The organism is Curtobacterium sp. RIT-PI-V (assembly GCF_025642935.1).
In the GTDB taxonomy this organism is placed as follows: Bacteria; Actinomycetota; Actinomycetes; order Actinomycetales; family Microbacteriaceae; genus Curtobacterium.
Map to the genome: position 1 here is coordinate 26,296 of NZ_JANZKM010000010.1, position 24,036 is coordinate 50,331.

Sequence of the window (24,036 nt, forward strand, 5' to 3'; positions counted from 1 at the left end):
ACGGAACGCGGACCGGCTGTCCGCACAGCGAACCTCCGGTTGGATCGGAGGATGGTCCGCGTCTCCGTCGTCATCCCCGTGCGTGACGACGCTGCGCATCTGCGACGCTGCCTCGACGCCCTCGCAGTGCAGAATCTGCTCGCCGACGAGGTCGTCGTGGTCGACAACGGCAGCCAGGACGACAGTGCCGAGGTCGCCCAGGCAGCGGGGGCGATCGTGCTCACCGAACGCATCCGTGGTATCGCCCGGGCCTCGGCGCGCGGCTACGACCGGGCCTCCGGGGACGTCCTCGTCCGGCTCGACGCCGACTCCGTCCCGCCGCCGGGGTGGATCGCCGACGCGGTGCGGCTGTTGGCCGATCCGTCGGTGGTCGCGGTGACCGGGCCCGGATGCCCCCACGACGGCGGACCGCTGATCGGCCGACTGTGGGACGCCGTCTACATGCGGCCGTACTTCGCGCTCATGTGGGCCGCGCTCGGCCGCCCACCGCTGTTCGGTTCCGCGATGGCGATGCGGCGGTCGACGTGGGCCGCGGTGCGCGGCCGAGCGCACCGCGAGGACCCCGAGGTGCACGACGACGTGGACCTGAGCATGCAGCTCGACCCGGCCTGGCGGGTGGTGGCCGACCCCGTGCTCACGGTGCAGGTGTCCGCGCGACCGTTGTCGGGCCTCCCGTCCGCACTGCTGCGGACGCGACGCGCCTTCCACACGTTCCGCGTGAACGGCCGGCGGGCGAACCCGGTGCGCCGGTGGGCGCGGCGGGTGCGCGCGGGGCTGCGGGTACGCCGCGGGTGGCGCACGCGCTGATCGGCTTGCCGGAACGGTGACGCTCGCGCGTGCCGTCAGCGCGTCGGCCTCGACCGCACGTGCGCCCGTTCACCCTGGGGCCCGTACAGGCACAGCACCTCGGTCACCGAGTCGGTGACGTTGCCCATCCAGTGCGGGGTGTGGGTGTCGAACTCGGCGACCTCACCCGGCCCGAGGTCGAGGTCGTGCTCGCCGAGCACGAGGCGCAGGCGGCCGGACAGCACGTAGAGCCACTCGTAGCCCTCGTGCGTCTTGAGCGACGGTTCACCGCCCGGTGTGTTCGGTGGGAACAGCTGCTTGAACGACCGCACGCCGCCGGTGCGCTTCGTCAGCGGCACCACCACGCGTCCGCCGTGCACCTCGGGCTTCATGTGCACCCGGGGGTCTCCCGTCTGCGGTGCTCCGACCAGGTCGTCGAGCGGCACCTGGTACGCCCGTGCCAGCGGGAGCAGCAGTTCGAGGGTCGGCTTGCGCTGCCCCGACTCGAGCCGCGAGAGCGTGCTCACCGACACCCCGGTCTGCTCGGAGAGTGCGGCGAGCGTGACGTCCCGGTGGGCCCGGAGCGCGCGCAGCCGCGGCCCCACCCCGTCGACGACCTGCGCGGTCGTGCGCGGAGCCGTCGGTTCCTGCGGGCCGTGCCCGTGTGGAGTGGTGCGCATGCTCGTCATGTTGCCACAACGGCAAGGTTCCTTGCTGTCTGCGCGCGATGGGCCGCATGCTCCTTGCATGCGTGATCACTACGACGTCATCGTCATCGGCGGAGCAGCCGCCGGCCTCTCCGCCGCCCTCGTCCTCGGGCGCTCCCGCCGCTCCGTCCTCGTCGTCGACGCGGGCGAGCCCCGCAACGCGCCGTCGGCCGGCGCCCACAACTACCTCGGGCGCGAGGGTGTCGCCCCCGCCGAGCTGTCCGCGATCGGTCGCGACGAGGTCGCCGCCTACGGAGTCGAGGTGACGGCCGGGAGGATCGTGGCCGCGTCCGCCACGCCGGGTGACGGCACCGACCCGGTCGGCTTCTCGGTCACGCTGGACTCCGGCACGGTCGTCACCGCCCGCAGGCTCGTCGTCGCCTCCGGCGCCGTGGACGTCCTGCCGCCGGTACCCGGCCTGGCCGAGCAGTGGGGGCGCGGGGTCGTGCACTGCCCGTTCTGCCACGGGTGGGAGATCCGCGACCAGCGCATCGGCGTGCTCGTGACGACACCGAACGGCGTGCACCACGCGCTGATGTTCCGGGCGTTGAGCGAGCACGTGACGGCGTTCGTCACCGATCCCGCACTCGTCGACGACACCGCCCTGGCCGGTCTGCAGGCCCGCGGGATCGAGGTCGTCGACGACACGGTCACGCAGGTCCGCTCGTCGGAGGGCACGCTGACCGGGGTCACGCTCGGCTCCGGCGAGGTCGTCGAACTCGACGCCCTGGCCGCGGCGAGCACCGCTGAGGCGCGCGTGGACTTCCTGTCCGGGCTCGGCCTGGTCGCGACCGACCAGTTCATGGGCGACTTCCGGTACGCGAGCGCGCTGACGGTCGACCCGGCCGGGCAGACCTCGGTGCGCGGTGTGTACGCGGCCGGCAACGTGGCGGCCCCGATGGCGACGGTCATCGCGTCCGCCGCCGCCGGGGTCCAGGCGGGAGCGGCCGCGCACGGCGACCTGGTGCAGGCCGACCTGGCGGCGGCCCTCGCCACGGCGGCGGCGGGCTCTGGGCGAGTCTCGGGCTGAGCGACGGTCCTCGCGCTCGGAGCTGCGAGAAGTGTCGCCCACCCCGAGACTCGGGGCGGCCGTCAGTCGACGCGGTAGCCCGCCTGCGCCGCCAGCAGCGGGGCGAGCGTGTAGAGCTGGTCGGCGCCGATCGTCGCGCCGCGGAACCCCTCGAGGCGCTCGACCCGGTCGAGGTCCGCACCCCGCAGGTCCACGTGGTCGATCCGGGTGTTGGACCCCTCGGCGTCGCGGATGCTGCTGCCCTCGAACGACACCCGGAGCAGCTTCGCGTCCGCGATGTCGAGCTCGTCGATCACGCAGTCGCGGAACACCACGTCGGTGAGCGTCGATCCGCGCAGGTTCACGAACCCGAACTTCATCCCGACGAACTCGACGCCGTTCAACCCCGAGTCGTACAGCTCGCCGGAACCGATGCGACCGCCGGACACCCGGACCTCGCGCCACGAACTGCTCGACGCCCGCAGCACCGGGGCGTCGAGCGTGTCGATGATCGAGTCGTGCACCCGCAGGCCACGGAAGTCGGCGCCGTCGCCGCGGAGCGTGTCGATGACGCACTCCTCGATCTCGAGGTCGGGCAGGCGCTCACCGGCCAGGTCGAGCACGCCGATGCGCTTCCCCTCGATGCGGTCGCCGGTCAGGACGTCGCCGGGTCCGGGGACCCAGTCCTGCAGGTCGACGGGCTCGGTCAGGGTGATGCGCGGGGTCTCGGTACCGGAGGAACGTGCCATGGCCTCAGTCTGGCGCGTGCCGGTGACGTCGTGGTCACGCCGATGCGCGGGTGAGCACGCTGTCGAGCCGGTAGTCCTTCCCCGGGCCCCGGGCTTCCCAGCGCACGGTCCACCGCTGCTCGTCGCCGTCCAGTGCCCCGGTGTAGTCGTCCGGTGCGCAGGCGTGGGCCACCCTCTCACCCCAGACCCAGTCGTGGAACACCCGGCCGTCGGCGAAGTGCACGGTCCAGTCGTCCGGGCTCCCCGTGGTGCGGCGACGCACGACGAGCGTCCGCGACACCGGGGTGGCCCGACCGTCGAAGGTCATCATGCCCGCTTCGTCCCAGCGCACCTCGTGCGCGCCGACCGCGGTCAGCGTCGTGGTGCCGGTGACGACGCCCTGCACGCCGGCACGCCGGTCGTCCAGCGTCCGGCGGAGCGCCCACTCCCCCAGCAGGTCCGTCGGCAGCAGCACTTCCCCAGGCTAACCGCGCAGGGCCTCGGCTCGCGCCGCCCGGTGCTCGTCGTCGGTGATCGCCCCGCGGGCGTGCAGGTCGTCGAGTTCCGCCAACCGCTGCTCGCGGAGTGTCCGGGGCGCACCGTTCGCGCGACGGCTCCGCACGACCGCGATCCACACGGTGACGACGACGGCGACCACGATGAGCGCCATCGCCACGCTCCACACGATGTCGTACAGCGGCGGGATGAGCGGGTTGTGCAGCTCCTCGGAGGCGATCATCCGCGCAGGGCCTCGGCTCGCGCCGTCCGGTGCTCCTCGTCGGAGATCACACCGCGGGCGTGCAGGTCGTCGAGTTCGGCGAGCCGCTGTTCGAGCGGCTTCTCGGGCGCGAGGGTGCGGCTCCGCATCGCCTGGTACGCGATGTCCTCCTGCAGGGTGAGCGGGTTCTGACCGCGGTCGGCCATCCGTTTGCCGCGGTAGAGCGTCAGGACGACGATCGTCAGGGTGGTGAGGATCGTCAGGGCTGCGACGACCCCGAACGCGATGCCGAACCAACCGCCGAACAGGTCGGGCATAGCCGAGCCGCCCGGTCCCTCGAGTTCACTGAACGCCGACCAACTGAGCACCATCGCGCTCCCCCTTCTCACAACGACGAGCGAATCGTAGCGCGACCCGATCGCCCGTTCCTTCCCATCACACCCGCGATGGAACGCGGAATCGGGCGTACCTGGTCGAAACTTCCGACCCGGTACGCCCGAAAGCACCCGGTACGCCCCGGCAGCGCCCGCCCGCCCAGCCCAGCTACCCCCGCAGCGGATCCGACGCGGCCACGTGCGCACCGTCCGCGAACCCGGCCACGAGCGCACGCAACGCGTCTTCGGAGGTGTGCCGGGCCTCCCATCCGAGCACCGACCGGGCGCGGTCGGTCCGCATGATCGGCACCCCGGCCGCGATGTCGATCCAGCCGGCGTCCGTCGGCTGCAACCGCAGTCGCCACGTCAGCGTCACGATCCCGCGCAGCAGTCCGAGCGGGATCCGGACGGCACCGAGCATGCCGAAGGCCCGGGCCAACCGCGGCGGGTTGAGCACGGGCGACGCGGCGATGTTGAACGCTCCGCCGGCCCGCTGGTCGACGGTCCGCCAGTAGGCGTCAGCGACGTCGTCGGCGTGCACCGCCTGGAACACGAAGGGGTACGGCAAGGGCAGCACGAGCCACCGGATCCACCGCACGATCGACATCGGCACGAGGTGTCCGAGGAACAGTCCACGGATCTCGGCGGCGGCGTCCCGCTGGAAGATCAACCCCGGGCGCAGCCGCGTGACGACCACGGACGGATGGGCTGCCTCGAAGGCGTCCATCGCCGCTTCGTTCGCGGCCTTGTGGATCGAGTACGTCGCGGTGGGGATGCCGTCGGTCGGCCAGCTCTCGTCGACCGGGGTCCGCTTGCCCGCGGCGTCGACGCCCCGGTAGGCCCCCACCGACGACGCGACGACGACCTGTGGGACCCCTGCACGAGCAACGGCCGACAACACGTTCGCGGTGCCGGTGACGTTGGTCCGGTACTGCAGCGGGATGTCGTGCGTCGGCTGCAGCGCCCAGGCCAGGTGGATCACGGCGTCGGCGCCGGTGAAGATCGCAGTGAGCTGGCCGACCGCGTCGGACGCGCCGACGTCGACGGCGTGCCAGACGGCGGAACGGTAGGGCTCCACGTGCACGTCCGGCAGGCGCCGTGCGACGCCGACGATCTCGACACTGTCGTCGCGTCCGCCGGCGGCCCGGGCCTCGGCGAGGCGACGGAGCACCGCCGTCCCGACGTTGCCGGTCCCGCCGACGACGACGATCCGCATCAGGCGGCGGCCAGGGCGGGGTCGAGCACGACCTTCACGCAGCCGTCCTGCTTCTTCTGGAACACCTCGTACATGTGCGGGGCGTCCTCGAGCGACACCCGGTGCGTGGTCAGGTCGAGCGTGCCGAGCGGGTCCGACGGGTCCTGCACGAGCGGCATGATGTCGTCGATCCAGTGCTTCACGTTGCACTGTCCCTCGCGGATGGTGATCTGCTTGTCGAAGAGCGTCATCATCGGCATCGGGTCGGCCATGCCGCCGTAGACGCCGCTCAGGGAGACGGTGCCACCGCGGCGGACCAGGTCGATCGCGGCGTGCACGGCTGCGAGCCGGTCGATGCCGGCGGTCTCGATCGCCTTCTGCGCCAGCGCGTCGGGCAGCAGCCCGGCCGCACGCTGGGCGAAGCCGGCGACGGGGTTGCCGTGCGCCTCCATGCCGACGGCGTCGACGACCCCGTCCGGGCCGCGGCCGTCGGTCAGGTCGACGAGCTCCGGCACGGTGTCCTTGGTCAGGTCGAAGACCTCGGCGCCGTGCTTCGCCCCGAGGTCGCGTCGGACCTGTTCGGGGTCGACGGCGAGCACGCGGTAGCCCAGGTGCTTGCCGATGCGGGCGGCGAACTGGCCGACGGGGCCGAGTCCGAGCACGGCGAGCGTGCCGCCCTCGGGCACGTTCGCGTACTGCACGGCCTGCCACGCGGTGGGCAGGATGTCGCTGAGGAACAGCCACCGGTCGTCGGGCGTGCCGTCGTCCGGGATCACGATGGGGCCGTAGTCCGCGTGCGGGACACGGAGGTACTCGGCCTGACCGCCGGGGACCTGGCCGTACATCTTCGTGTAGCCGAAGAGCGCCGCTCCCGAGCCGTACTCGGTGACCTGCGTGGTCTCGCACTGCGACTGCAGGCCGTTCTTGCACATCCAGCAGTGGCCGCACGAGATGTTGAACGGGACGACGACGCGGTCGCCGACCTTGAGGTTCGTGACGGCGCTGCCGACCGCCTCGACGATGCCCATGGGCTCGTGGCCGAGGACGTCGCCCTTGTCGATGTACGGGCCGAGCACCCGGTACAGGTGCAGGTCGGAGCCGCAGATCGCGGTGGACGTGATCCGCACGATCGCGTCGGTCGGCTCCTGGATGGTCGGGTCGGGGACGGTCTCGACGGACACCTTCTCGGTGCCCTGCCAGGTCAGTGCGCGCACGTCGCGTTCCTCTCGTGGTCGCTTCGGGCCGGCCGGGAGGCACGACTCGCTTCTCCCTCCTCGGTACGCGCCCGCCCCGTGGCGCGTTCACAGCCCCACGCACGACCCCGGGCGCGCCGTCGCGTCAGACGACGGGGTCGGCGAGGACCGCGGCGAGGACGCGTTCGTGCTCCGTACGGTCGCCGGGCCCGGCACTGCCGGCGAGCATGATGAGCGCCTTCCAGAGTGCCCAGCCCCGCCCGCGCGCCCAGGTGTCGGTGTCGAGCCCCACGGCCTCGCGGAACACCGGGCGCGCCACCGGGTCCAGGAACGTCCACGCGAGCACGAGGTCGCACGCCGGGTCACCGACCCCGCACGTGCCGAAGTCGATCAGGGCGGCGAGGCGTCCCGCACCGTCCACGAGCAGGTTTCCCGGCGCCACGTCCCCGTGGAACCAGACCCCCGGACGGTCCCACGTCGAGGTGCGCGCGCCGTCCCAGATGCGTTCGCACGCGGCACGGTCGACCCGCGCGCCCAGGGTGTCGAGCGCCGCGACGACCTCGGCGCCGAACACCGACGGGTGCTCGCCGCGGTGGAACGAGTGCACGCCGGCGGTCGGACCCCCGGTGGCGGGGAGGCTGCGGAGCTGCCGGAGCACCGCGCCGACGTCGGCGGCGAAGCGCTCGTGGTCGAGGTCGACCGCACGCGCGGCCACCGTCCCGTCGAGCCATCGCCGAACCGACCACCGGAACGGGTACCCCTCGCCCGGTTCGCCGAGGCCGACCGGCTCGGGGACCGCGACGTCCAACCGGCGCGCCAGGTACGGCAGGACGTCCTGCTCCTTCTCGACCCCGGGCACGTAGCCGGCGGCACTCGGCAGCCGGACGGACAGCGCGTCGCCGAGTCGGTACGTGCGGTTGTCCCAGCCCTGGTGGTCGACCTCGCGCACGGGCAGGCCGCTCCACTCGGGGAACTGCGTCGCGACGAGTCGTTCCACGAGTGCGACGTCGATCCGGGGCACTTCGGTGTGCATGGCCCCAGGTTAGGCCGACGACACCGACTGAACCACGGGGGTCGGGCCGGCCGCCTGCCCAGGTGACCGGCGGGGCGGCCGCGCACCGGGCCTCCTGGCCGGGTCGTCAGGCGGGTTCTGCCAGGGCGAGCAGCGCGTCACGGGTGACCGCCAGCTCGCGTGCGTCCAGGTACGGCGGCATGGCGGCAGCTGCTGCGAGCCCCTCGGCCGCGTGCCGGACGACCAACGTGCGGTCCTCGGGCAGGCCGTCGCGCGCGAACACCGCGCGCCAGTCCTCGGCGTCCGCGGCGACGACCGCCTCGACCCCCGGCACCGCCATCAGACCGGTCCAGTGCGCCGTCGGCGAGAAGACCTCCATGGCGCGCTCGCTGCCGCCGCACAGGGTCCGCACGTAGGCGCGGAGGACCTTGCCGGGGCGGTTCTCGGCCAGGTCGACGTGCCGCAGCACCTCGTCCTTGAACGTCGCGAGACCGTGCGCGGCGACGGCGAGGAGCAGCTCGTCCTTCGACGGGAAGTGGTGGAGCAGGCCGCTCTTGGAGACGCCGGCGTCCGCCGCGATCTCGGCGACGCTCACCCGGGTGCCGCGCTCGGCGAGCAACCGCTCGGCGGCCTCGAGGACCGCCTGGCGGGTGCGCTCACGATCGCGGGTGCCGTCAGTGCTCATGACGACCTTCAGTGCTCATGCGGTCCATCCTGCCGGTTCGGGATCACCCGGAGTGCGACCGCGGCGGCGACGGCGAGCGCGACGGCCGCGCAGATCGAGGCGAGCTGCATGCCGCCGGTGAAGGCGTGCCGCGCGTGTTCGAGGATCGGGTCGCCGTCCTGCAGGACCTGGGACGCCGACGCCAGGGACTCACGGATCCGGTCGCCGACACCGCCGCTGACCACGCCGCTCGTCACGTCGAGGTTCGACCGGTAGAACGCGGTCTGCAACGAACCGAGCACCGCGATGCCGAGTGCGACGCCCAGTTCGTACCCGGTCTCGGAGATGGCCGAGGCCGCACCAGCACGCTCCCGAGGTGCCGCGGCGACCACTGCGTCGGTGGCCAGGGTCATCGAGACCCCGACGCCCAGACCGACCACGGCGAGCGCGATCGCGATGCCCCAGTACGTCGGCAGCCCCTCGGCGAACGCGAGGCCGGCCATGCCCACGGCGGCGACCGCCAGGCCGAGGCCGATCGACCGGCCGGGTCCGACCCGCCGGGACAACAGCCCGATGATCGCGATCACCGCGATCGAGGCCAGGGTCGCCGGCAGCTCGGCCGCGCCGGCGAGCAGCGGCGTGAACCCGCGGACCAGCTGCAGGTACTGCGAGAAGAAGAACAGCAGTCCGCTCAGCGCGAAGACCGACAGCGAGTTCGCGACGACGGCGCCCGAGAACGCCGGGATCCGGAACAGCTGCAGGTCGATGAGCGGCGTCGTGAGGCGCTTCTGCCGGCGGACGAACCACCAGCCGGCGCCGATGCCGAGGAGCGCCGTCAGGGGCACCGTCCAGTCGAACCCGTGCCCGGCGACGTGCTTCACGGCGTACACGAGCGGCACGATCGCCAGGACCGAGAGGACGGCGGAGAGCAGGTCGATCGGGGTGCGCGCGCCGCCCTTCGACTCGGGCAGCAGGATCGCGCCGGCGATGACGATCACGACGATGACGGGGATGTTGATGAGGAAGACCGAGCCCCACCAGAAGTGCTCGAGCAGCGCACCGCCGACGAGCGGTCCGGCGGCGGCACCACCCGTCGCACCCGCCGACCACACGGCGATCGCGGTGGTGCGCTGCCGGGCGTCGCGGAAGATCGTGCGCACCAGCGACAGGGTCGACGGCATCAGGGTCGCCCCGGCGATGCCGAGCAGTGCCCGCGCGGCGATGAGGAGTTCGGGCGTCTGTGCGAACGCCGCGGCGGCCGAGGCCAAGCCGAACGCGACCGCGCCGATGAGCAGCAGGCGCTTCCGACCGATCCGGTCGGCGACGTTGCCCATCGTGACGAGCAGCCCTGCGAGCGCGAACGAGTAGACGTCGCCGATCCAGAGCACCTGGGTCGCGGTCGGGTCGAGGTCGGCGGTCAGCGACGGGACGGCGAGGGCCAGCACGGTGCCGTCGATCGCGAGGAGCACGACGGCCAGGGTGAGGACGCCGAGGGACGCCCATTCACGGACGGAGGCGCGGTGGATCGGGGCGGTGCTGGTGCTCGGGGTGGTTTCGGTCACCCGGTGACTCTAACCGACCCGATGGTCGGTAGAACCGACTGCACAGTTGGTTGCCAGCGTCGTTCGTGCTCAGCCCCGCAGGCGGTCGCGATCCGCCGGCGGCAGGTGCTCGGTCGCCGTCCGGCGTGCCGCAGGGGTCAGGAACCGTCCGCTCTTCTCGAGGAACGCCACGAGCGCCGCCTCCGATGCCCGCTTGCCCGTCTCGCGCAGGACCCACCCCAGCGCCGACTGCACGGTGTCGCTCCGCTCCCGCACCAGGCGTCCGGCGATGCCGAGCGGCACCTCGGCGTCGCCCTGCTTCGCGAACGCCAGGGTCGCCACCACCGCGATCCGCCGCACCATCGCCACGTCGGACTTCACGAGCGCGAACAGCGGCCCGGTCGAACTGCCCACGAGCGGCGCACCGACGAGCTCCTCGGCTGCCAGGTCGACCAGCGCCGGGTCCTCGAAGCGCTCGGCCTTCGCCGCAGACAGGTACTCGTCGGTCAGCTCCGGATCGGGGTGCTCGCGCATCGCCTGCACCAGCAGCAGCACGGCGATGAGCTTCGCCCCGTCGTCCTCGCTCCACAGCAGCGCCGAGCGCTCGCCGTCGTCGAGGCCTTCGAACCGCCGAGCGACCCGGCGCGCTGCCGCGACGTCCCCGCTGGAGTGCGCGAACGCGACGAGGACGGCTTCCGCGTCCGCCCCGTTCCCGGTCCCGCCGCGCGATGTCATCCGGTCAAGGGTATCCGCGCCGCTTCGCCCGCACGCCCCGCGCGACCCCGGATCAGCGGAAGTGCATGTTCTTCAACGGGTCGACGAGCGTTCCGTTGCGCCGCATCTCGACGTGCACGTGCGGCCCGGTCGACTGCCCGGTGTTGCCGGACTTCCCGATCTCGGTGCCGAGCTTCACGATCTGGCCCTTCTTCACCCCGATCTTGCTGAGGTGGGCGGTGAGCACCGTGGTCATGCCGTAGGTCACGACGATGTAGTTGCCGTACGAGGCGTCGTTCGCCACGGTCTTCGTGACCGTTCCGGTACCCGCGCCGTACACGGGGGTGCCGACCGGGACCGGGGCATCGGTGCCCTGGTGGTAGCGCGGGACGTGTCCGGCGCCTCGGTCGTCGCCGTACCTGCCGGTGATCTTCGTGCCCTTCACCGGCCAGGCGAGCCCGGTCACGGGGCGGCTCGACCACACGCGGGTGTCCTTCGCCCCGTAGATCACGAGGTTGCCGTCGACCTGCAGGAGCAGGTTGCTCGAGCCCGCGGTGGTGGTCTTCGTCGTCCACAGTGCGACCTTGCGCGCCGGGTCCTTCGACCAGATCACGAAGTTGCCGTTCTTCTGCAGCTCGGCCCAGGCTCCGGGGTGGCCACCCGTCTTCGTGTGCCAGACCACTGCACCGTTCACCCGTTGCACCAGGTTGCCGTCCGCGCGCATCTCGAGCGTGCGGTTGGTGGTCGCGTCGGAGCGCAGGACGGTGCCGCTCAGCAGGGCACCACCGGAGGCGATCCGGTCTTGGAACGTGTTCCACTTCACGACGACGGAGGTGCCGGCGAGCAGCGCCATGGTGCCGTCTGCACGCACGGCCAGCGCAGTCGAGTTCGCCCGGCCTGCCGAGGCCCAGCGCGCCACGCGCTTGCCGTTGCGCATGATGTCGAGTGCGCGGTCCCGCCCCACGACGGCGTAGACGTTCGAGGAGCCTGCGGTGTTCGAGGCCCACAGCACGCGGTTCCCGATGCCGTACTCGACCAGGTTCCCGTCACCCTGCATGATGAGCCGGAACTGGCCGTTCTGCGAGGTGACCTGGTCACCGGGCAGGAGCTTCGTGCCGGCCGGGACCGAGCCGACCCACACTGCGGACGCTGCGGCGGGTTCGGCGGTGGCGACGAGCGCGCCCGCCGCGAGGGCCAGCGCCATGACGGCGCCGGCGAAGCGTGGGAGTCGGCGCGCACGTGCGACGGTCGACGGAGTGGTGGTCATGGATCCCCTGACTCGGAACCGACCACGCCCCTGCGCGGTCGTTCGGCGCTCGCCCTGCACGAGTCACCGAACGATGGTCGCTTTTCTACGCGGGGTGCACAACCCCTTGACAGGGGGGTGCGGCTACGGCTGCTGGAAGAACTCCTTCGGTGTCGCCAGCAGCGCTTCGAGCTTGTGGAACGACTGCGTCCACCCGGCGATGTTCATGTCGCGCATGGACTCGGGGAACGGTCCCGGGGTCAGGGTGACGATCGTGCCGTCGCCGTCCTCGGCGAACTCGAGCGTCAGGGACAACGCGGTGCCGTCCTCGACCCCGGGGATGCCGTGCGCGGTCGAGGTCCCGACGATGATCCGGTTCTCCTCGATCTGCTCGAGGGTCGAGGTCACCGGTGACGACCACTCGGCGTTGTCGTTGCTGACCATCGTGAGGTTCCAGGCGCCGCCGACCCGCGCGTCGACCTCGACGGTGGCGACGGGGACGTGGAAGCCGAGGGGGCCGAACCAGAGCGCGAGCAGCGCCGGGTCGACGAACGCCCGGTACACGTCGGCGACGGGGTGGGCGAAGCGGTGGGTGGCGTGGGCGGTGAATTGTTCGGTCATGACTGCTCCTGCGGATCGACGGTGAAGGCGGAACTGGCGGGTGGGGCGGTGGACGGGCTGCCCACCGGGGCGGGCGTGCGCTGGCCGGCGAGCAGGGCATCCAGGCGGTCGAACCGGCGGTCCCAGTCGGGACGCAACCGGCCAAGCCAGGCGCCGAGCTCGTCGACGGCCTCGGGCCGGAGCCGGCACGTGCGCCACGTGCCGTGCCGCTCGCGCGTGATGAGGCCGGCGCGTTCGAGCACGCCGAGGTGCCGCGAGATCGCCGGAGCGCTGACGTCGAAGGGCTCGGACAGCTCGGAGACGGTCGCTTCGCCCTTGCCGAGCCGTTCGACGATGCGCCGTCGGATCGGGTCGGCGAGCGCTGAGAGGACGACGTCGGTGTGGTCGGGTTCCATCGCGCCTCCTCAGTGAACCGGACGGTTAATTAACCGTCGCGTTCAGTATGCGCCCGCTCCTGGCGGAGCGCAAGACCTCAGCGGAACCGGGACGGCGGGGCCCCGAACGCCTTCGAGAAGGCGGCGGTGAACGCCGCGGGGGTCGCGTAGCCGAGTCGGCCCGCCACCTCCGTCACGGTGCCGCGTCGCAGGGCCGGGAGGCTCGACAACAGTCGTGCACGCACCCTCCACCTCGCGGGCCCCACCCCCGCCGCCGCGCGGAAGTGGCGATCGAGCGTGCGCTCCGAGACGGCCGCCGCACGCGCCCAGTCGGCGTTCGTCACGTGGACGTCGGGCTCGGCCAGGTACGCCCGACACAGGTCGCGCAGGACGCCCCGTGGCGGCAGCGAGACACTCAACGGGATCGGTGCGACGCGTTGCAGCTCGTGCAGGGCGAGCCGGACGAGGGCGCCGTCCCGGCCACCGTCGTCGTACGGTACGTCGAGGGCGTTGGCGGCGCGCAGCACCTCGCGCAGCAGGGGCCCGACCTCGACGACGGTGCACCGTGTCGGCCACCAGGGCACGGCGTCCGGCTCGACGTACATGCTCCAGGTGCTGACGTCGAGCATCCGGACCTCGTGGGGCACCCCGGGCGGGATGAGCACGGCCCGGTCGGTCGGCACCGTCCACGAGCCGTCGTCGGTCTCGACGAGCATCACGCCGCTCGCGCCGTACAGCAGCTGCGCCCGTCGGTGCTCGTGCCGGGCGAGCAGGTGGTCCGGCGGGTAGTCGGTGCCGATCGGCAGGACGTCGAACGGCTGGTGGTCGAACTCGGAGACCGGGACGTTGCGCACACGACGAGGCTAGGTCTCGAAGGAACCTGCCGCACACCCGATCGTCCGCCGTGGCGATCCCCGCTGGGATGGAGGCATGTCCTTCATCGTGCTCGTGGTCATCGGGGTCCTGGTCGGGGTCACCACCGTCCTGTTCGGGTTCGGTGGTGGGTTCGTCACCGTGCCGATCATCACCGTCGCCGATGCAGCCCTCGGTGGCGACGCCGTCCGGGTGGCCACGGCGACCTCGGCCCTCGTGATGCTCGTGAACGCCGCCGTGGCCACCGTCTCGGCCCGGCGCGGCGCACTCGCACCGCTCCGGGGCCGTTCGTCGCTGTTCGTCCTGCTCGGGGTCGGCGGCGCGGTCGGGGTGCTCGCCGCGCGAGAGGCCCCGGACGCGCTCCTGCGCTGGGGCTTCGTCGTCTACCTCGGGGTCACGGTCGCCGACCTGCTCCTGCGCCCGGGCTTCCTGCGAAGCTCGGCGACGGATCGCGCAGTCGCGACCCGCGGCCGTGGACGCGACCACGGACCGACCCGCACCGGCGTGCCGACCGCCACGGGCCTCCCGATCGGTGCGGTCGCGGCGTTCCTCGGCGTCGGCGGCAGCGTGATGACGGTCCCGATGCTGCGCCGGTCCGGTGCCACCATGACCGCGGCGACCACGCTCGCGAACCCCCTCACGCTGGCGATCACGCTGCCCGCCGCCGCGGTGACCATGCTGCTGCCGGCGGTCGTCCCGCACGCCGCGGGACTCGTCGGGGCCGTCGACGTCCGGGCAGCCGCGGCCCTGCTGGTCGGCGCGACGCCGGTCATCGTGCTGCTCCGACGTCGCCCGCCGCACCTGCCCGAGGTCGTGCACGCCTGGGGCTACGTCGCACTGCTCGTCGCAGCGGGGATCGTCGTGGCCCTGGGCTGAGCAGCGAGCCCCTGGGACAGTATGGGTGGATGCCGACGCCGAACCCCGCCTTCGTCCCGCCCGCCACGCAGACCTCGCGCCCGGACCTGCAGGGCACGTTCGGCATGGCGGCCGCGACGCACTGGATCGCGACCGCCACCGCGCAGTCGGTGCTCGAACGCGGCGGCAACGCCTTCGACGCAGCCGTCGCGGGCGCGTTCGTCCTGCACGTGGTCGAGACGCACCTGAACGGCCCGGGCGGCGACCTGACGGCGGTGTTCGCGACGGCGTCGGACCCGACGCCGGTCGTGCTCGTCGGCCAGGGTCCGGCACCGGCCGGTGCGACGCCCGAGCACTACCGCGCCGAGGGCCTCGACCTCGTCCCCGGCTCCGGCGCGCTCGCCGCCACCGTGCCGGGTGCCGTCGACGCGTGGCTGCTGCTGCTCCGCGACCACGGCACGTGGGAGCTCGCGGACGTCCTCGCTCCGGCGATCGGCTACGCCCGTGACGGCCACCCGGTCGCAGCCGGGGTGGTCCGGACGATCACCGCCGTGCAGGGCCTGTTCCGTGACCACTGGCCCACGTCCGCCGCGCAGTGGCTGCCGGGAGGCACGGCGCCGGCCCCCGGGGACCTGGTGCGCAACGAGGCGCTGGCCGCAGTGCTCGACCGGCTCCTCGACGCCGGTGACGGCTCCGGCAGTCGGACCGCCCGCATCGACGCCGCACGGAGCGAGTGGGCCGAGGGCTTCGTCGCCGAGGCGATCGACCGCTTCGTGCGGGAGCCCCACCGACACGCGTCGGGCAGCGACCACGCCGGGGTCGTCCGGGCGTCGGACCTGGCGGCGTTCCGGGCGTCGTACGAGCCCGCGGCGACAACGGAGTTCCGCGGCTGCACGATCGCGAAGACCGGTCCCTGGGGTCAGGGTCCGGCGCTCCTGCAGACCCTGCGGCTGCTCGAACCGCTCGACGACGCACTGCTCGACCCGTCGACGTCGGTCGGCGCACATACCATCGTCGAGGCGCAGAAGCTCGCGATGGCCGACCGCGAGGCGTTCTACGGGGACGGCGACGTCCCCCTCGACGTGCTGCTGTCCGACGCGTACACCGACGAGCGGCGAGCGCTGATCGGCGAGCGGGCCTCGGCCGAGCTGCGACCGGGCACGATCGCGGGCGTCGAGCGGGCGATGCCGCCAGCCCGGACGTCGTACTCCGCCGGCGAGGGCGCTGGTCTCGGCGAGCCGACCGTGCAGGTCGCGCGGGACACCGAGCGCGCGCCGGTCGCGCCCGTCGCGCCCGTCGCGCCGGTCGAGGACCGCGGCGAGCCGTTCGTGGCCCCCGACGGCGAGACCCGGGGCGACACCTGCCACATCGACGTCGTGGACCGCTGGGGCAACATCGTCAGCGCGACACCGTCGGGCGGCTGGCTGCAGTCGTCGCCGACGATCCCGGAGCTCGGGTTCTGCCTGGGCACCCGGCTGCAGATGACGTGGCTCGAACCGGGCACGGCGTCGACGCTGCGCCCCGGCGAGCGCCCCCGCACGACCCTGACGCCGACCCTGGTGCTGTGTGACGGCGTGCCCGTGGCCGCGGTCGGCTCACCCGGTGGCGACCAGCAGGACCAGTGGCAGCTGCTGTTCCTGCTGCGGTGGATCGTCGGCGGGTACACCCCGCAGCAGGCGATCGACGCCCCGGCGCTGCACACGACGTCGTTCCCGGGGTCGTTCTGGCCGCGCACGTGGGAGCCGGCGGGGCTCGTGGTCGAGGACCGACTCGGCGACGACGTCATCGCGGAACTCGAGGCACGCGGCCACGTCGTCACCCGCGCCGGCGACTGGAGCCTCGGCCGTCTGACCTGCGTCACCCGCGACCCGGCGACCGGTGTGCTCGGCGCCGCGGCGAACCCCCGCGGTGCTCAGGGGTACGCCGCGGGCCGCTGACCCGGGGTCGTTCTTTCCCAGGACACTCGCGATGGGAAGCGGAATCGGGCGTACCTGGTCCGAAGTTCCGACCAGGCACGCCCGATTCGACCAGGGACGCCGCGAGGTCAGAGCGTCGGGACGACGACCGCTCGACCCGACAGCTCGCCGGCCTCGAGCTTCCGGTAGGCCTCGAGCGCGTCCGACAGCGCGTAGCGCTCGACGTCGGGGACGATCTGCCCGGCGCGGTACATGGCGACGACCTCGTGCAGGTCCTCGATGGTGCCCCAGTAGGTGTTCGTGATCGTCGACTCGTACGGCGTCCGGAAGAAGTCCCACTCGGTGGTGCCGCCGGCGATCCCGACGACGGTGAACCGCCCGCCGACCGCCATCGAGGTCTGCGCGACCTTGATCGTGGGGGTGGCACCGACGAAGTCGAACGCCGCGTCGACCCCGCGGCCGCCGGTGATCTCGCGGATCGCGGCGGCCTGGTCCGGCCCGCCGGGCACCGTGATCGCGCCACGGGCGGCAGCGCGGTCCATGGCGTCCTGCTTCATGTCGGTCGCGATGACCGTGGCGCCGGTGAGCGCGGTGAGGATCTGCACGGCGATCTGCCCGAGGCCGCCCAGCCCGACGACCAGGGCGTACTTGCCGCCGCCCGCCAGGCTCGGCAGCGCGTTCTTGATCGCGTGGTACGGCGTGAGTGCGGCGTCGCTGAGCGGTGCGGCGGCGATCGGGTCGGCGTCGCCGAGCGGGACGAGGTTGCGAGCGGGGACGCTGACGTACTCCGCCATGCCGCCGTCGCGCCCGAGACCGATGCCCATGTACGGGTTCGTCGCGGCGTTCTCGCAGTAGGTGTCCTGCCCCTTCGAGCAGTACGAGCAGTGCCCGCAGCCGACCGGCCCGTAGACCAGGTAGGCGTCGCCCTCGGTGAACCCGGTCACGCCGTCACCGACGGACTCGACCCAGCCGGAGTTCTCGTGCCCGAGCACGAACGGGGGCTGCTGCGACCCCGGAGCACCGGCGGCGAACTCACGGTAGACCGCGACGTCCGAGTGGCACGCACCGGCGCCTGCGACCTTGAGGAGCACCTCCCCCGGACCCGGGGTGGGCTTCGGGACCTCCGTCAGGGACGGGAAGGTCTGGTACTGCTCGAACACGACGGCGCGCATGGTGGGTCTCCTTTGAACACGATCACGCTACACCTGTCGTTGAACACGACACCTGTCGCCCAGCCTCCGAAGTTCGGTTCTTCCCAGAGCGCCCGCGATGGCACGAAGGATCGGGCGTACCTGCCAGAAAGTTCCGACCAGGTACGCCCGAACTCACCAAGTGCGCGCGGAACACCCGCAAAGCCTGCGTCTTCGCCGTGAGCCGGTTGCGAGAACGTGCGTTCTCCGCTTGACTCGGCTGCGACGGTCCCGTTCGGGTCCGATCCCCCACACGAAAGGAGCGGCCATGCCCACGCGCACCGCACGCACCGCCTGGAACGGTGGCCTCAACGACGGTTCCGGCCAGGTCGAACTCTCCAGCTCGAAGGTCGGCACCTACGACGTCTCGTTCCCGAAGCGCGCCGCTGACGAGGCCGGGGGCAGCACCAGCCCCGAGGAGCTCATCGCCGCCGCACACTCGGCCTGCTACGCCATGCAGTTCTCCGCCGTCCTCGGCGAGGCCGGCGGAACGGTCGAGGCCCTCGACGTCAAGGCCGACGTCTCGCTCGGCCCGGACTCCGCCGGCGGCTTCAAGCTCACCGGCATCGCCCTGACCGTGCACGGTGAGGTCTCCGGCATCGACGAGGCGACCTTCCTCAAGGCCGCCGAGGACGCCAAGGCGACCTGCCCGGTCAGCAAGGCGCTCACCGGCGTCGACATCACGCTCGACGCGACGTTCGAGCAGTAGTCGGGTCGCGTCCGAGACGCGACCGACCACCGGACGGGAGGCCCGGTGCCAGCTGGCACCGGGCCTCCCGTCCGCTCTGGTCGCGTCCAGATCGCGACTGGCACCATGGTCGGATGGCCGAGCAGCACTCCCCCGGCGAACCGAAACCGGGGCGCCCACACCGGCCGCCCCGCCCCCGACGTCGCAGCCTGGCGCAGCACGACCTGCGCGACGCACGTGCCCGACTGCGTGGCACGATCTACGAACACGTCGAACCCGACGCCAAGGGACGCGACCAGTACACCGCCGCCCAGATCGTCGACTTCTGCCTCGACCTGGCCGAGGTGATGCTCGCCTCCGGTGCCGACACCCGCAGCGTCGAGACCGCCGTCGTCGCGGTGTCGACGAAGTGGAACCTGGCCCCGCTCGACCTCGACTTCTCCGGCAGTTCGGTGACGCTCCAGTACGCACCGGCCGACATCCCGCCGCTCGTGAAGGTCCGGACAGTGAGCTCCGACGGATCCGACCTCGACCGACTCGCGCGCGCGAACCAGATCGTCGACGACCTGATCCACGACGTACGGGACATGACCTCGGGCGTGAACGCCCTCGTGGCGGTGCTGCGGATGCCGCCGCGCTGGCCCACGTGGCTCGCCGACGTCGGGCTCTCGATCCTGGGGACCTCGATCGCGATGCAGGCCGGTGGCGGGTGGCGAGCGGGCATCGGCGCCTTCGTGCTGATGTTCGGGATCATCCTGTCCGGGCGCTGGCTGACCGGTCGTGGCTACCCGCAGTTCTTCGTGTCCGGGGCACAGGGAGCGGTCGCGTCGGTGATCGGCACCCTGGCCATCGGTGCGGGCGTGCTGCACCCGGCGGGTGCCGCCACGATGGTGGCGGCCCTGGTGGTGCTGCTCCTGCCGCACGTCTCGCTCGTGACGTGGGCGCAGGACGCGATCTCCGGCTTCCGTGCGATGGCGGTCGCCCGGGCCTTCTACATCGGCCTGGTCATCGCCGCCATCGTCGTGGGGGTGCCCGCGGGGATCGCGATGACGAAGTGGCTGCACCTCGAGGTCGACCCGTCGGGCATCGTCACCCAGGCGCTGCCGTTGTGGGCGTCGCTCTCGCTCACGGTGGTGTCGGCCGGCGCGAACTGCTTCGTGCAGCAGGCCAGTGCACGGGTGATCCCCGTCGCGGTCGTGTTCTCGGTGGCGGCGGGTGCCTCGCTGTGGGGGCTGCGGCAGCTCGGCCTGCCGCTGCTCGGTGCGACGTTCCTGGCGGCGGTCCTGCTCGGCGTGCTGTCCACCTACGCGGCGGCGCGGATGCGGACCGCGGTCGCGGCGATCGCGGTGCCGGCGTTCTGCGGAGCGCTGCTGCCCGGTGTCGCCGTGTCGAACGCACTGCTGAACTTCATGTCGGGATCGTCGAGTGCGGCCCTCGACTTCGTGGCCGCGGTCTCCGTGGCGCTCGGGATCGGCGCCGGACTCGTGCTCGGCGGCCTGTTCGCGACACCGGGCGCGCGCCGGGCGCTCCGGCGGACCCGTCGGGTCGTCGTGCACTCGGTCCACAACGACACCACAGCGCTCCGGGTCATCCGCGACACCGGGTACGACCCCGGCGACGGTTCGGTGCCACGCGGGTCGCGGTCGGCGCCGAACGGTCGCTGACGGTCCGGGCTAGATGTCCCAGCTGCCGTCGTCTCCGTCGCTCCACGTCGCGTGCCGACGGGCGGCCTGCGGCTCGTAGCGCTCCATCCAGCCGCGCTCGAGTCGGGCCACCGCACGGTCGAACGCCGGGACCAGGTCGAGGTCCGATCGGAGCAGGGCCTGCAGCTGCAGCCCCTCGTACAGCGCGATGAGCTGCTCGGCTCCGCGACGGGGTTCCATGGTGTGCGGGGCACGGCCGACGGCGATGTCGTGCTCGAGACCGCGCTTCACCTGTGCGTAGAAGAGCTGGTAGCGCGAGCGCAGGTAGGTCGCCATCGGGTGCTCGGGGTTGCCCGCGACGGACAGCAGGGCGACGAGCAGGCGCATGAGCGCGGGGTCATCGGCGTTCGACGCGACGATCGCGCGCAGGAACTCGACGGTCGAGCCGTCGCCGACCTCGCGGGTGACCTCGTCCATCCGACCGCCGTTCCAGCGGTCGACGGCTGCGAGCACCAGGCCGTCCCAGGACGGGAAGTGCTGCTGGAGCTCCTCGACGGGGATGCCCATCCGCTCGGCCACGTGCACGGCGCGTGCTTCGTGGAAGGGGACGTCACGGAGCAGGTCGACGGTGGCCCCCACGATCGTGATCCGGAGGTGCAGGGTCGCCGCCGCGGCCGCTGCGGCCTGCGTGTCGGCGCTGGTATTCTCGAGCATCGTGCCCTCCGTCGTTCCACGGACGTCCTGTCCGAGGTCGCCCCGACCCGGGGCACGTCCATCCAAACGCAGAACGGGGGACAACAGAATCCCCGGTACGGGTGTCAGCACATGGGGGGACACGGACACGGTCACCACGCCCAGCGCGTTCGCACGGATCCGTGTGACGATGCCGGACATGACCCCGAACGACCCCACCGCACAGGGACTCGCGACGATGGCCTCAGCCGGCTTCGAGTTCGGCGGCGACCCGGAGCAGGTCGCACACGACGTCCGCGCGATGTGGGAGCAACTCGGCCGACCCACGGGAGCGTTCGACGCCGCCGCCCGGGCCATCGCGGTGCTGCCGCAACGCCCCGAGGTGCCGATCGTCGACCAGGCACGTCGCCGCGCGTTCGAGCACGCGATCGGCATCAACCCGGTCGAGGTCGAACTCGCGGCAGCACTGTCGGCGCGGGAACTCCTCGAGCGGATGGCGCGCGCCGTCACCTGCTGACGTCACCACGGCCCGCAGACGGGACCACCCGGACGACGGGAGGCGCGGTACCCACCAGCACCGCGCCTCCCGTCAGCCCGTCGGCGACGCGCTACGGCGTCGGCATCCCACCGTCGACGTGGAGCGTCTCGCCGACCACGTAGGACGACTCACCGCTGGCCAGGAACACGTACGCCGGGGCGAGCTCGGCCGGCTGCCCCCAGCGGCCCAGGTAGGTCTGCTCGCCCGCGGACGGCAGCGCCTCGGGCGGCTGACCGCCGGCCGGCTGCAGCGGCGTCCAGATCGGCCCCGGAGCGACGGCGTTGACGCGGATGCCCTTCGGCGCGAGCTGCGCCGCCAGGCCCTTCGCCAGGTTGTTCACGGTGGCCTTCGTGGCCGCGTAGTGCACCAGGTGCGGCGACGGCGCGTAGGCCTGGATCGACGTCGTGTTGATGATCGTGGAGCCCGGCTGCAGGTGCGGCACGGCGGCCTTCGTGATCCGGAAGGTCGCGTAGGCGTTCGTCTTGAACGTCTCGTCGAACTCCTCGTCCGAGATGTCCTCGATCGAGGAGACGTTCTGCTGCTTGCCCGCGTTGTTCACCAGGATGTCGATCCCGCCGAGCTGCGCGACGGTGTCGGCGACGATCTGCTCGCAGACCGCGAGTGAGGTGATGTCGCCGGGCAGCGCGACGGCCTTGCGTCCGGCTGCCTCGATGAGCGCGACGATGCGGTCGGCGTCCTCCTGCTCCTCGGGCAGGTACGAGATCGCGACGTCGGCGCCCTCGCGTGCGTAGGCGATGGCGACGGCTGCACCGATGCCCGAGTCGCCACCGGTGACGAGCGCCTTGCGGCCCTCCAGTCGACCGGAGCCGCGGTAGGTGTCCTCGCCGTGGTCGGCGGGGACGTTCTCCGCCATCTCGGCGTCGGTGCCGGCGCCTTCGAGGTACTGCTCGTCCGGCTTCTTGTCGGCGTACATCTTCGTCGGGTCCTGCATGGAGTACTGGTCGAGCGCTGCCTGGTCGAGCCCTGCCTGGTCGTTCTGCTGGTCCGTCATGCCGCCGACGGTACGCAGGCGCGCACCACGGACCGTCCAGGAGGCTGTCCCCCGGCGCGCGGAGCGGCCAGCGCCCGCCGGCCGCACCGGTCCAGGGCCGCAGGTGCGTCTTCCTCGTTTGTCACGGTCCGGTGACGGCCAGGACCCGATTCGGTAACACCTGTCGTTCTGGACCGTCCGGGGTCGTACCGTCGAACGGTGACCCCTCGGACCCTGCTGGCGCTCGGCGCTGCCGTGCTCGCCTTCTCGGCAGGTGCGCTGGCGCTCGACGGCACCACCACCGGGCTCGGGGCGGACACCGCCGTCGCAGCGGAGACGTCGCACGACGCCGCTCCGGTGCACGTGTCGAACGCGAAGCTCCGGCGGGTCGACTCGATCGAGCTCGACGCAGAGTCCCTGGTGCTCCGCAACGGTGGGAAGACCGTCGTCGAGTCGTCGATGCGCGACTCCCGGTTGACCGTGAGCCTGCTCGACCGTCTGCTCGGCACCCCGTCGCGCACCCAGACGGCCGAGGGCGACGGCGGCGCGTGCTTCCCGGCCGGCACGACCTACACGTGGGGCGGCGCCATCCGCGTCGCGGCCCTGGCCACCGACGCGCGGGCGGGCAACGCCGTCGAGATCCGGGTGCTGCGCGACCAGGTCCGCAGCCGGCTCGGTGCACGGATCGAGCTGACCGGTCCCGGCGGCGTGCAGGTCGGTGACGACATCGCTGACGAGATCGCGGACGCCCCGCGCTCGGAACGGGTGTCCTACGGTGCGGACGACTCCCGCGCGTGGCAGTTGCTGCTGCGCGAGGGCTGGGTCGACCCCACCTCGGACGGCGAGACGACGGACGACTCCGCCGGCACCAACGGCGTCTCGGCCCTGACGAACGAGACCACGGTCACGGTCCTCGGCTCCCCGATGCCCGTGCACGCGCAGCGGACCTGCTGACTCACACGCGGATCGTCGCGATCACCGGGAAGTGATCACTGGCGAACCACGTCTCCGGACCGTCGTGGTCGATGACGACCCGGTCGACGCCGGCGACCCCGCGGGTCAGCACCCAGTCGATGCGCTCCCCGGTGTCCACCGGCGGCTGCCAGTCGTTGAACGTCGCCGTCCGGTCCCCCGGATCGCCCGCGAGCAGCCAGGTGTCGTCGAACCCGGCGTCGGCGAAGACCCGTGACGCGGTGCCGGCACCGGCCGGCTCGTTGCAGTCCCCGGCGACGATGACCGGGCCGGTCTCCCGCGCGAGCCGTTCGACGATGAGCGCCGCACTCTTGCCACGCACCTCGTCGCCGTGCTCGCCGGGTTCGTGGTCCAGGTGCGTGGTGAGCACCGTGACCGCAGGTCCGTCGGTGTCCAGGAACACGGCGTGGTTCGCGATGCGCGGGAACAGGCTGCCCCACGTGTTCGAGACCGGCTCGTCCGGGGTGTCCGACAACCAGAACGAGCCATCGTCCGTCGGTCGGAACCGGTCGCGACGGTAGAACACCGCCGGGTGTTCCCCCGCGGTGCCGCCCTCACGGCCCTGCCCGACGTCCGCGTGGCCCGGCAGCCCGGCGCGCAGGTCGTCGAGCTGGTGCGCGAAGGCCTCCTGCACGCACACCAGGTCCGGGTCGTGCCGGCGGATGACGTCGAGGACCACGGGGAGTCGGGCCGGCCAGTCGTGCTCCGGATCCGGGTTCTTGATGTTGTAGGTCATCAGGACGATCGGACGCGCTGCGCTGCTCACCCCTCGAACCTAGCGATCCGGTGCGGCCG

At 72.3% G+C, this 24,036-nt stretch carries 27 protein-coding genes; 8 read left to right on the top strand and 19 right to left on the bottom strand.

The annotated features are described in order from the left end of the window. Positions 1–51: 51 nt before the first annotated feature. The gene (locus OGL88_RS08200; RefSeq protein WP_263091104.1) at positions 52–807 is read left to right on the top strand and encodes a glycosyltransferase family 2 protein; all 756 of its coding nucleotides are present in this window, start codon (positions 52–54) and stop codon (positions 805–807) included. Positions 808–842: 35 nt separating this feature from the next. Here the strand turns inward: OGL88_RS08200 and OGL88_RS08205 are convergent, their stop codons facing one another. Further along, entirely contained in the window at positions 843–1,466 is a 624-nt protein-coding gene (locus tag OGL88_RS08205; RefSeq protein ID WP_263091106.1) for a helix-turn-helix domain-containing protein, read from the bottom strand. 67 nt (positions 1,467–1,533) lie between these two features. Here OGL88_RS08205 and OGL88_RS08210 point away from each other — a divergent pair, with 67 nt between their 5' ends. Next, the gene (locus OGL88_RS08210) at positions 1,534–2,523 is read left to right on the top strand and encodes an NAD(P)/FAD-dependent oxidoreductase (RefSeq protein ID WP_263091108.1); all 990 of its coding nucleotides are present in this window, start codon (positions 1,534–1,536) and stop codon (positions 2,521–2,523) included. Between the two features lie 62 nt (positions 2,524–2,585). On the opposite strand, the gene OGL88_RS08215 is transcribed toward OGL88_RS08210, so the two are convergent. The 14 genes from OGL88_RS08215 to OGL88_RS08280 form a co-directional block, all read right to left on the bottom strand. Next, entirely contained in the window at positions 2,586–3,251 is a 666-nt protein-coding gene (locus OGL88_RS08215) for a pentapeptide repeat-containing protein (RefSeq protein WP_205463662.1), read from the bottom strand. A 34-nt stretch (positions 3,252–3,285) separates the two neighbouring features. Next, a complete protein-coding gene (locus OGL88_RS08220) occupies positions 3,286–3,705 on the bottom strand; it encodes a DUF6314 family protein (RefSeq protein WP_263091112.1) in 420 nt (139 codons plus the stop codon). 9 nt (positions 3,706–3,714) lie between these two features. After that, positions 3,715–3,969, bottom strand: a complete 255-nt coding sequence (gene ccmI / locus OGL88_RS08225) for a c-type cytochrome biogenesis protein CcmI (RefSeq protein WP_263091113.1) — start codon at positions 3,967–3,969, stop codon at positions 3,715–3,717. After that, complete coding sequence (locus OGL88_RS08230; RefSeq protein WP_263091114.1) at positions 3,966–4,319, bottom strand: SHOCT domain-containing protein; 354 nt, start codon at positions 4,317–4,319, stop codon at positions 3,966–3,968. The genes ccmI and OGL88_RS08230 overlap by 4 nt, the downstream gene beginning before the upstream one ends. Positions 4,320–4,491: 172 nt before the next feature. Then, a complete protein-coding gene (locus OGL88_RS08235; protein WP_263091117.1) occupies positions 4,492–5,538 on the bottom strand; it encodes an NAD-dependent epimerase/dehydratase family protein in 1,047 nt (348 codons plus the stop codon). Further along, on the bottom strand, positions 5,538–6,731 hold the full coding sequence (locus OGL88_RS08240; RefSeq protein ID WP_263091119.1) for a zinc-dependent alcohol dehydrogenase: 1,194 nt from the start codon (positions 6,729–6,731) through the stop codon (positions 5,538–5,540). The genes OGL88_RS08235 and OGL88_RS08240 overlap by 1 nt, the downstream gene beginning before the upstream one ends. Positions 6,732–6,855: 124 nt before the next feature. Next, a complete protein-coding gene (locus tag OGL88_RS08245; protein WP_263091120.1) occupies positions 6,856–7,743 on the bottom strand; it encodes an aminoglycoside phosphotransferase family protein in 888 nt (295 codons plus the stop codon). A 106-nt stretch (positions 7,744–7,849) separates the two neighbouring features. Then, on the bottom strand, positions 7,850–8,407 hold the full coding sequence (locus OGL88_RS08250) for a TetR/AcrR family transcriptional regulator (protein WP_263091121.1): 558 nt from the start codon (positions 8,405–8,407) through the stop codon (positions 7,850–7,852). 8 nt (positions 8,408–8,415) lie between these two features. Then, positions 8,416–9,948 (bottom strand): MFS transporter, encoded by a 1,533-nt coding sequence (locus OGL88_RS08255; RefSeq protein WP_263091123.1) that lies wholly within the window; start codon positions 9,946–9,948, stop codon positions 8,416–8,418. Positions 9,949–10,017: 69 nt separating this feature from the next. Further along, the gene (locus tag OGL88_RS08260; protein ID WP_263091124.1) at positions 10,018–10,662 is read right to left on the bottom strand and encodes a DNA alkylation repair protein; all 645 of its coding nucleotides are present in this window, start codon (positions 10,660–10,662) and stop codon (positions 10,018–10,020) included. Positions 10,663–10,714: 52 nt separating this feature from the next. Beyond that, positions 10,715–11,908, bottom strand: a complete 1,194-nt coding sequence (locus tag OGL88_RS17790; RefSeq protein WP_194648933.1) for a peptidoglycan DD-metalloendopeptidase family protein — start codon at positions 11,906–11,908, stop codon at positions 10,715–10,717. A gap of 123 nt (positions 11,909–12,031) precedes the next feature. Then, a complete protein-coding gene (locus OGL88_RS08270; RefSeq protein ID WP_263091126.1) occupies positions 12,032–12,508 on the bottom strand; it encodes an SRPBCC family protein in 477 nt (158 codons plus the stop codon). After that, complete coding sequence (locus tag OGL88_RS08275) at positions 12,505–12,903, bottom strand: ArsR/SmtB family transcription factor (protein ID WP_263091128.1); 399 nt, start codon at positions 12,901–12,903, stop codon at positions 12,505–12,507. Before OGL88_RS08275 ends, OGL88_RS08270 begins: the two co-directional genes overlap by 4 nt. A gap of 77 nt (positions 12,904–12,980) precedes the next feature. Beyond that, on the bottom strand, positions 12,981–13,736 hold the full coding sequence (locus tag OGL88_RS08280) for an AraC family transcriptional regulator (RefSeq protein WP_263091129.1): 756 nt from the start codon (positions 13,734–13,736) through the stop codon (positions 12,981–12,983). A gap of 76 nt (positions 13,737–13,812) precedes the next feature. On the opposite strand from OGL88_RS08280, the gene OGL88_RS08285 reads away from it, so the two are divergent. Together OGL88_RS08285 and OGL88_RS08290 are read left to right on the top strand one after the other, a co-directional pair. Next, positions 13,813–14,631, top strand: a complete 819-nt coding sequence (locus OGL88_RS08285) for a sulfite exporter TauE/SafE family protein (RefSeq protein WP_263091130.1) — start codon at positions 13,813–13,815, stop codon at positions 14,629–14,631. A gap of 104 nt (positions 14,632–14,735) precedes the next feature. Then, positions 14,736–16,547 carry a gamma-glutamyltransferase family protein gene (locus OGL88_RS08290; protein ID WP_263091196.1) on the top strand — a complete coding sequence of 604 codons (1,812 nt, stop codon included), beginning with the start codon at positions 14,736–14,738 and terminating at the stop codon, positions 16,545–16,547. A 107-nt stretch (positions 16,548–16,654) separates the two neighbouring features. Here the strand turns inward: OGL88_RS08290 and OGL88_RS08295 are convergent, their stop codons facing one another. Next, positions 16,655–17,698: an NAD(P)-dependent alcohol dehydrogenase gene (locus OGL88_RS08295; protein ID WP_263091132.1), complete on the bottom strand. Its 1,044-nt coding sequence runs from the start codon at positions 17,696–17,698 to the stop codon at positions 16,655–16,657. Between the two features lie 286 nt (positions 17,699–17,984). Here OGL88_RS08295 and OGL88_RS08300 point away from each other — a divergent pair, with 286 nt between their 5' ends. After that, complete coding sequence (locus OGL88_RS08300) at positions 17,985–18,425, top strand: OsmC family protein (RefSeq protein ID WP_263091134.1); 441 nt, start codon at positions 17,985–17,987, stop codon at positions 18,423–18,425. 113 nt (positions 18,426–18,538) lie between these two features. Further along, the gene (locus OGL88_RS08305; protein ID WP_263091136.1) at positions 18,539–20,068 is read left to right on the top strand and encodes a threonine/serine ThrE exporter family protein; all 1,530 of its coding nucleotides are present in this window, start codon (positions 18,539–18,541) and stop codon (positions 20,066–20,068) included. A 9-nt stretch (positions 20,069–20,077) separates the two neighbouring features. On the opposite strand, the gene OGL88_RS08310 is transcribed toward OGL88_RS08305, so the two are convergent. Beyond that, positions 20,078–20,761, bottom strand: a complete 684-nt coding sequence (locus OGL88_RS08310) for a TetR/AcrR family transcriptional regulator (RefSeq protein ID WP_205463649.1) — start codon at positions 20,759–20,761, stop codon at positions 20,078–20,080. 178 nt (positions 20,762–20,939) lie between these two features. On the opposite strand from OGL88_RS08310, the gene OGL88_RS08315 reads away from it, so the two are divergent. Next, on the top strand, positions 20,940–21,257 hold the full coding sequence (locus OGL88_RS08315; protein ID WP_205463648.1) for a hypothetical protein: 318 nt from the start codon (positions 20,940–20,942) through the stop codon (positions 21,255–21,257). Positions 21,258–21,348: 91 nt separating this feature from the next. Here the strand turns inward: OGL88_RS08315 and OGL88_RS08320 are convergent, their stop codons facing one another. Next, positions 21,349–22,290, bottom strand: a complete 942-nt coding sequence (locus OGL88_RS08320) for an SDR family oxidoreductase (protein WP_263091138.1) — start codon at positions 22,288–22,290, stop codon at positions 21,349–21,351. A gap of 198 nt (positions 22,291–22,488) precedes the next feature. Here OGL88_RS08320 and OGL88_RS08325 point away from each other — a divergent pair, with 198 nt between their 5' ends. Beyond that, a complete protein-coding gene (locus tag OGL88_RS08325) occupies positions 22,489–23,223 on the top strand; it encodes a hypothetical protein (RefSeq protein WP_263091140.1) in 735 nt (244 codons plus the stop codon). 1 nt (position 23,224) lies between these two features. On the opposite strand, the gene OGL88_RS08330 is transcribed toward OGL88_RS08325, so the two are convergent. Continuing rightward, complete coding sequence (locus OGL88_RS08330; RefSeq protein WP_263091143.1) at positions 23,225–24,007, bottom strand: endonuclease/exonuclease/phosphatase family protein; 783 nt, start codon at positions 24,005–24,007, stop codon at positions 23,225–23,227. Positions 24,008–24,036: the final 29 nt, after the last annotated feature.

What these genes read in the sequence shown, in the direction of transcription:
- OGL88_RS08295 (WP_263091132.1), bottom strand. Translation starts at nt 17,698, where the DNA reads ATGCGCGCCGTCGTGTTCGAGCAGTACCAGACCTTCCCGTCCCTGACG.
- OGL88_RS08230 (WP_263091114.1), bottom strand. Translation starts at nt 4,319, where the DNA reads ATGGTGCTCAGTTGGTCGGCGTTCAGTGAACTCGAGGGACCGGGCGGC.
- OGL88_RS08205 (WP_263091106.1), bottom strand. Translation starts at nt 1,466, where the DNA reads ATGCGCACCACTCCACACGGGCACGGCCCGCAGGAACCGACGGCTCCG.
- ccmI (WP_263091113.1), bottom strand. Translation starts at nt 3,969, where the DNA reads ATGATCGCCTCCGAGGAGCTGCACAACCCGCTCATCCCGCCGCTGTAC.
- OGL88_RS08305 (WP_263091136.1), top strand. Translation starts at nt 18,539, where the DNA reads ATGGCCGAGCAGCACTCCCCCGGCGAACCGAAACCGGGGCGCCCACAC.
- OGL88_RS08245 (WP_263091120.1), bottom strand. Translation starts at nt 7,743, where the DNA reads ATGCACACCGAAGTGCCCCGGATCGACGTCGCACTCGTGGAACGACTC.
- OGL88_RS08315 (WP_205463648.1), top strand. Translation starts at nt 20,940, where the DNA reads ATGACCCCGAACGACCCCACCGCACAGGGACTCGCGACGATGGCCTCA.
- OGL88_RS08250 (WP_263091121.1), bottom strand. Translation starts at nt 8,407, where the DNA reads ATGAGCACTGACGGCACCCGCGATCGTGAGCGCACCCGCCAGGCGGTC.
- OGL88_RS08235 (WP_263091117.1), bottom strand. Translation starts at nt 5,538, where the DNA reads ATGCGGATCGTCGTCGTCGGCGGGACCGGCAACGTCGGGACGGCGGTG.
- OGL88_RS08200 (WP_263091104.1), top strand. Translation starts at nt 52, where the DNA reads ATGGTCCGCGTCTCCGTCGTCATCCCCGTGCGTGACGACGCTGCGCAT.
- OGL88_RS08210 (WP_263091108.1), top strand. Translation starts at nt 1,534, where the DNA reads ATGCGTGATCACTACGACGTCATCGTCATCGGCGGAGCAGCCGCCGGC.
- OGL88_RS08275 (WP_263091128.1), bottom strand. Translation starts at nt 12,903, where the DNA reads ATGGAACCCGACCACACCGACGTCGTCCTCTCAGCGCTCGCCGACCCG.
- OGL88_RS08270 (WP_263091126.1), bottom strand. Translation starts at nt 12,508, where the DNA reads ATGACCGAACAATTCACCGCCCACGCCACCCACCGCTTCGCCCACCCC.
- OGL88_RS17790 (WP_194648933.1), bottom strand. Translation starts at nt 11,908, where the DNA reads ATGACCACCACTCCGTCGACCGTCGCACGTGCGCGCCGACTCCCACGC.
- OGL88_RS08320 (WP_263091138.1), bottom strand. Translation starts at nt 22,290, where the DNA reads ATGACGGACCAGCAGAACGACCAGGCAGGGCTCGACCAGGCAGCGCTC.
- OGL88_RS08215 (WP_205463662.1), bottom strand. Translation starts at nt 3,251, where the DNA reads ATGGCACGTTCCTCCGGTACCGAGACCCCGCGCATCACCCTGACCGAG.
- OGL88_RS08310 (WP_205463649.1), bottom strand. Translation starts at nt 20,761, where the DNA reads ATGCTCGAGAATACCAGCGCCGACACGCAGGCCGCAGCGGCCGCGGCG.
- OGL88_RS08260 (WP_263091124.1), bottom strand. Translation starts at nt 10,662, where the DNA reads ATGACATCGCGCGGCGGGACCGGGAACGGGGCGGACGCGGAAGCCGTC.
- OGL88_RS08300 (WP_263091134.1), top strand. Translation starts at nt 17,985, where the DNA reads ATGCCCACGCGCACCGCACGCACCGCCTGGAACGGTGGCCTCAACGAC.
- OGL88_RS08285 (WP_263091130.1), top strand. Translation starts at nt 13,813, where the DNA reads ATGTCCTTCATCGTGCTCGTGGTCATCGGGGTCCTGGTCGGGGTCACC.
- OGL88_RS08290 (WP_263091196.1), top strand. Translation starts at nt 14,736, where the DNA reads ATGGCGGCCGCGACGCACTGGATCGCGACCGCCACCGCGCAGTCGGTG.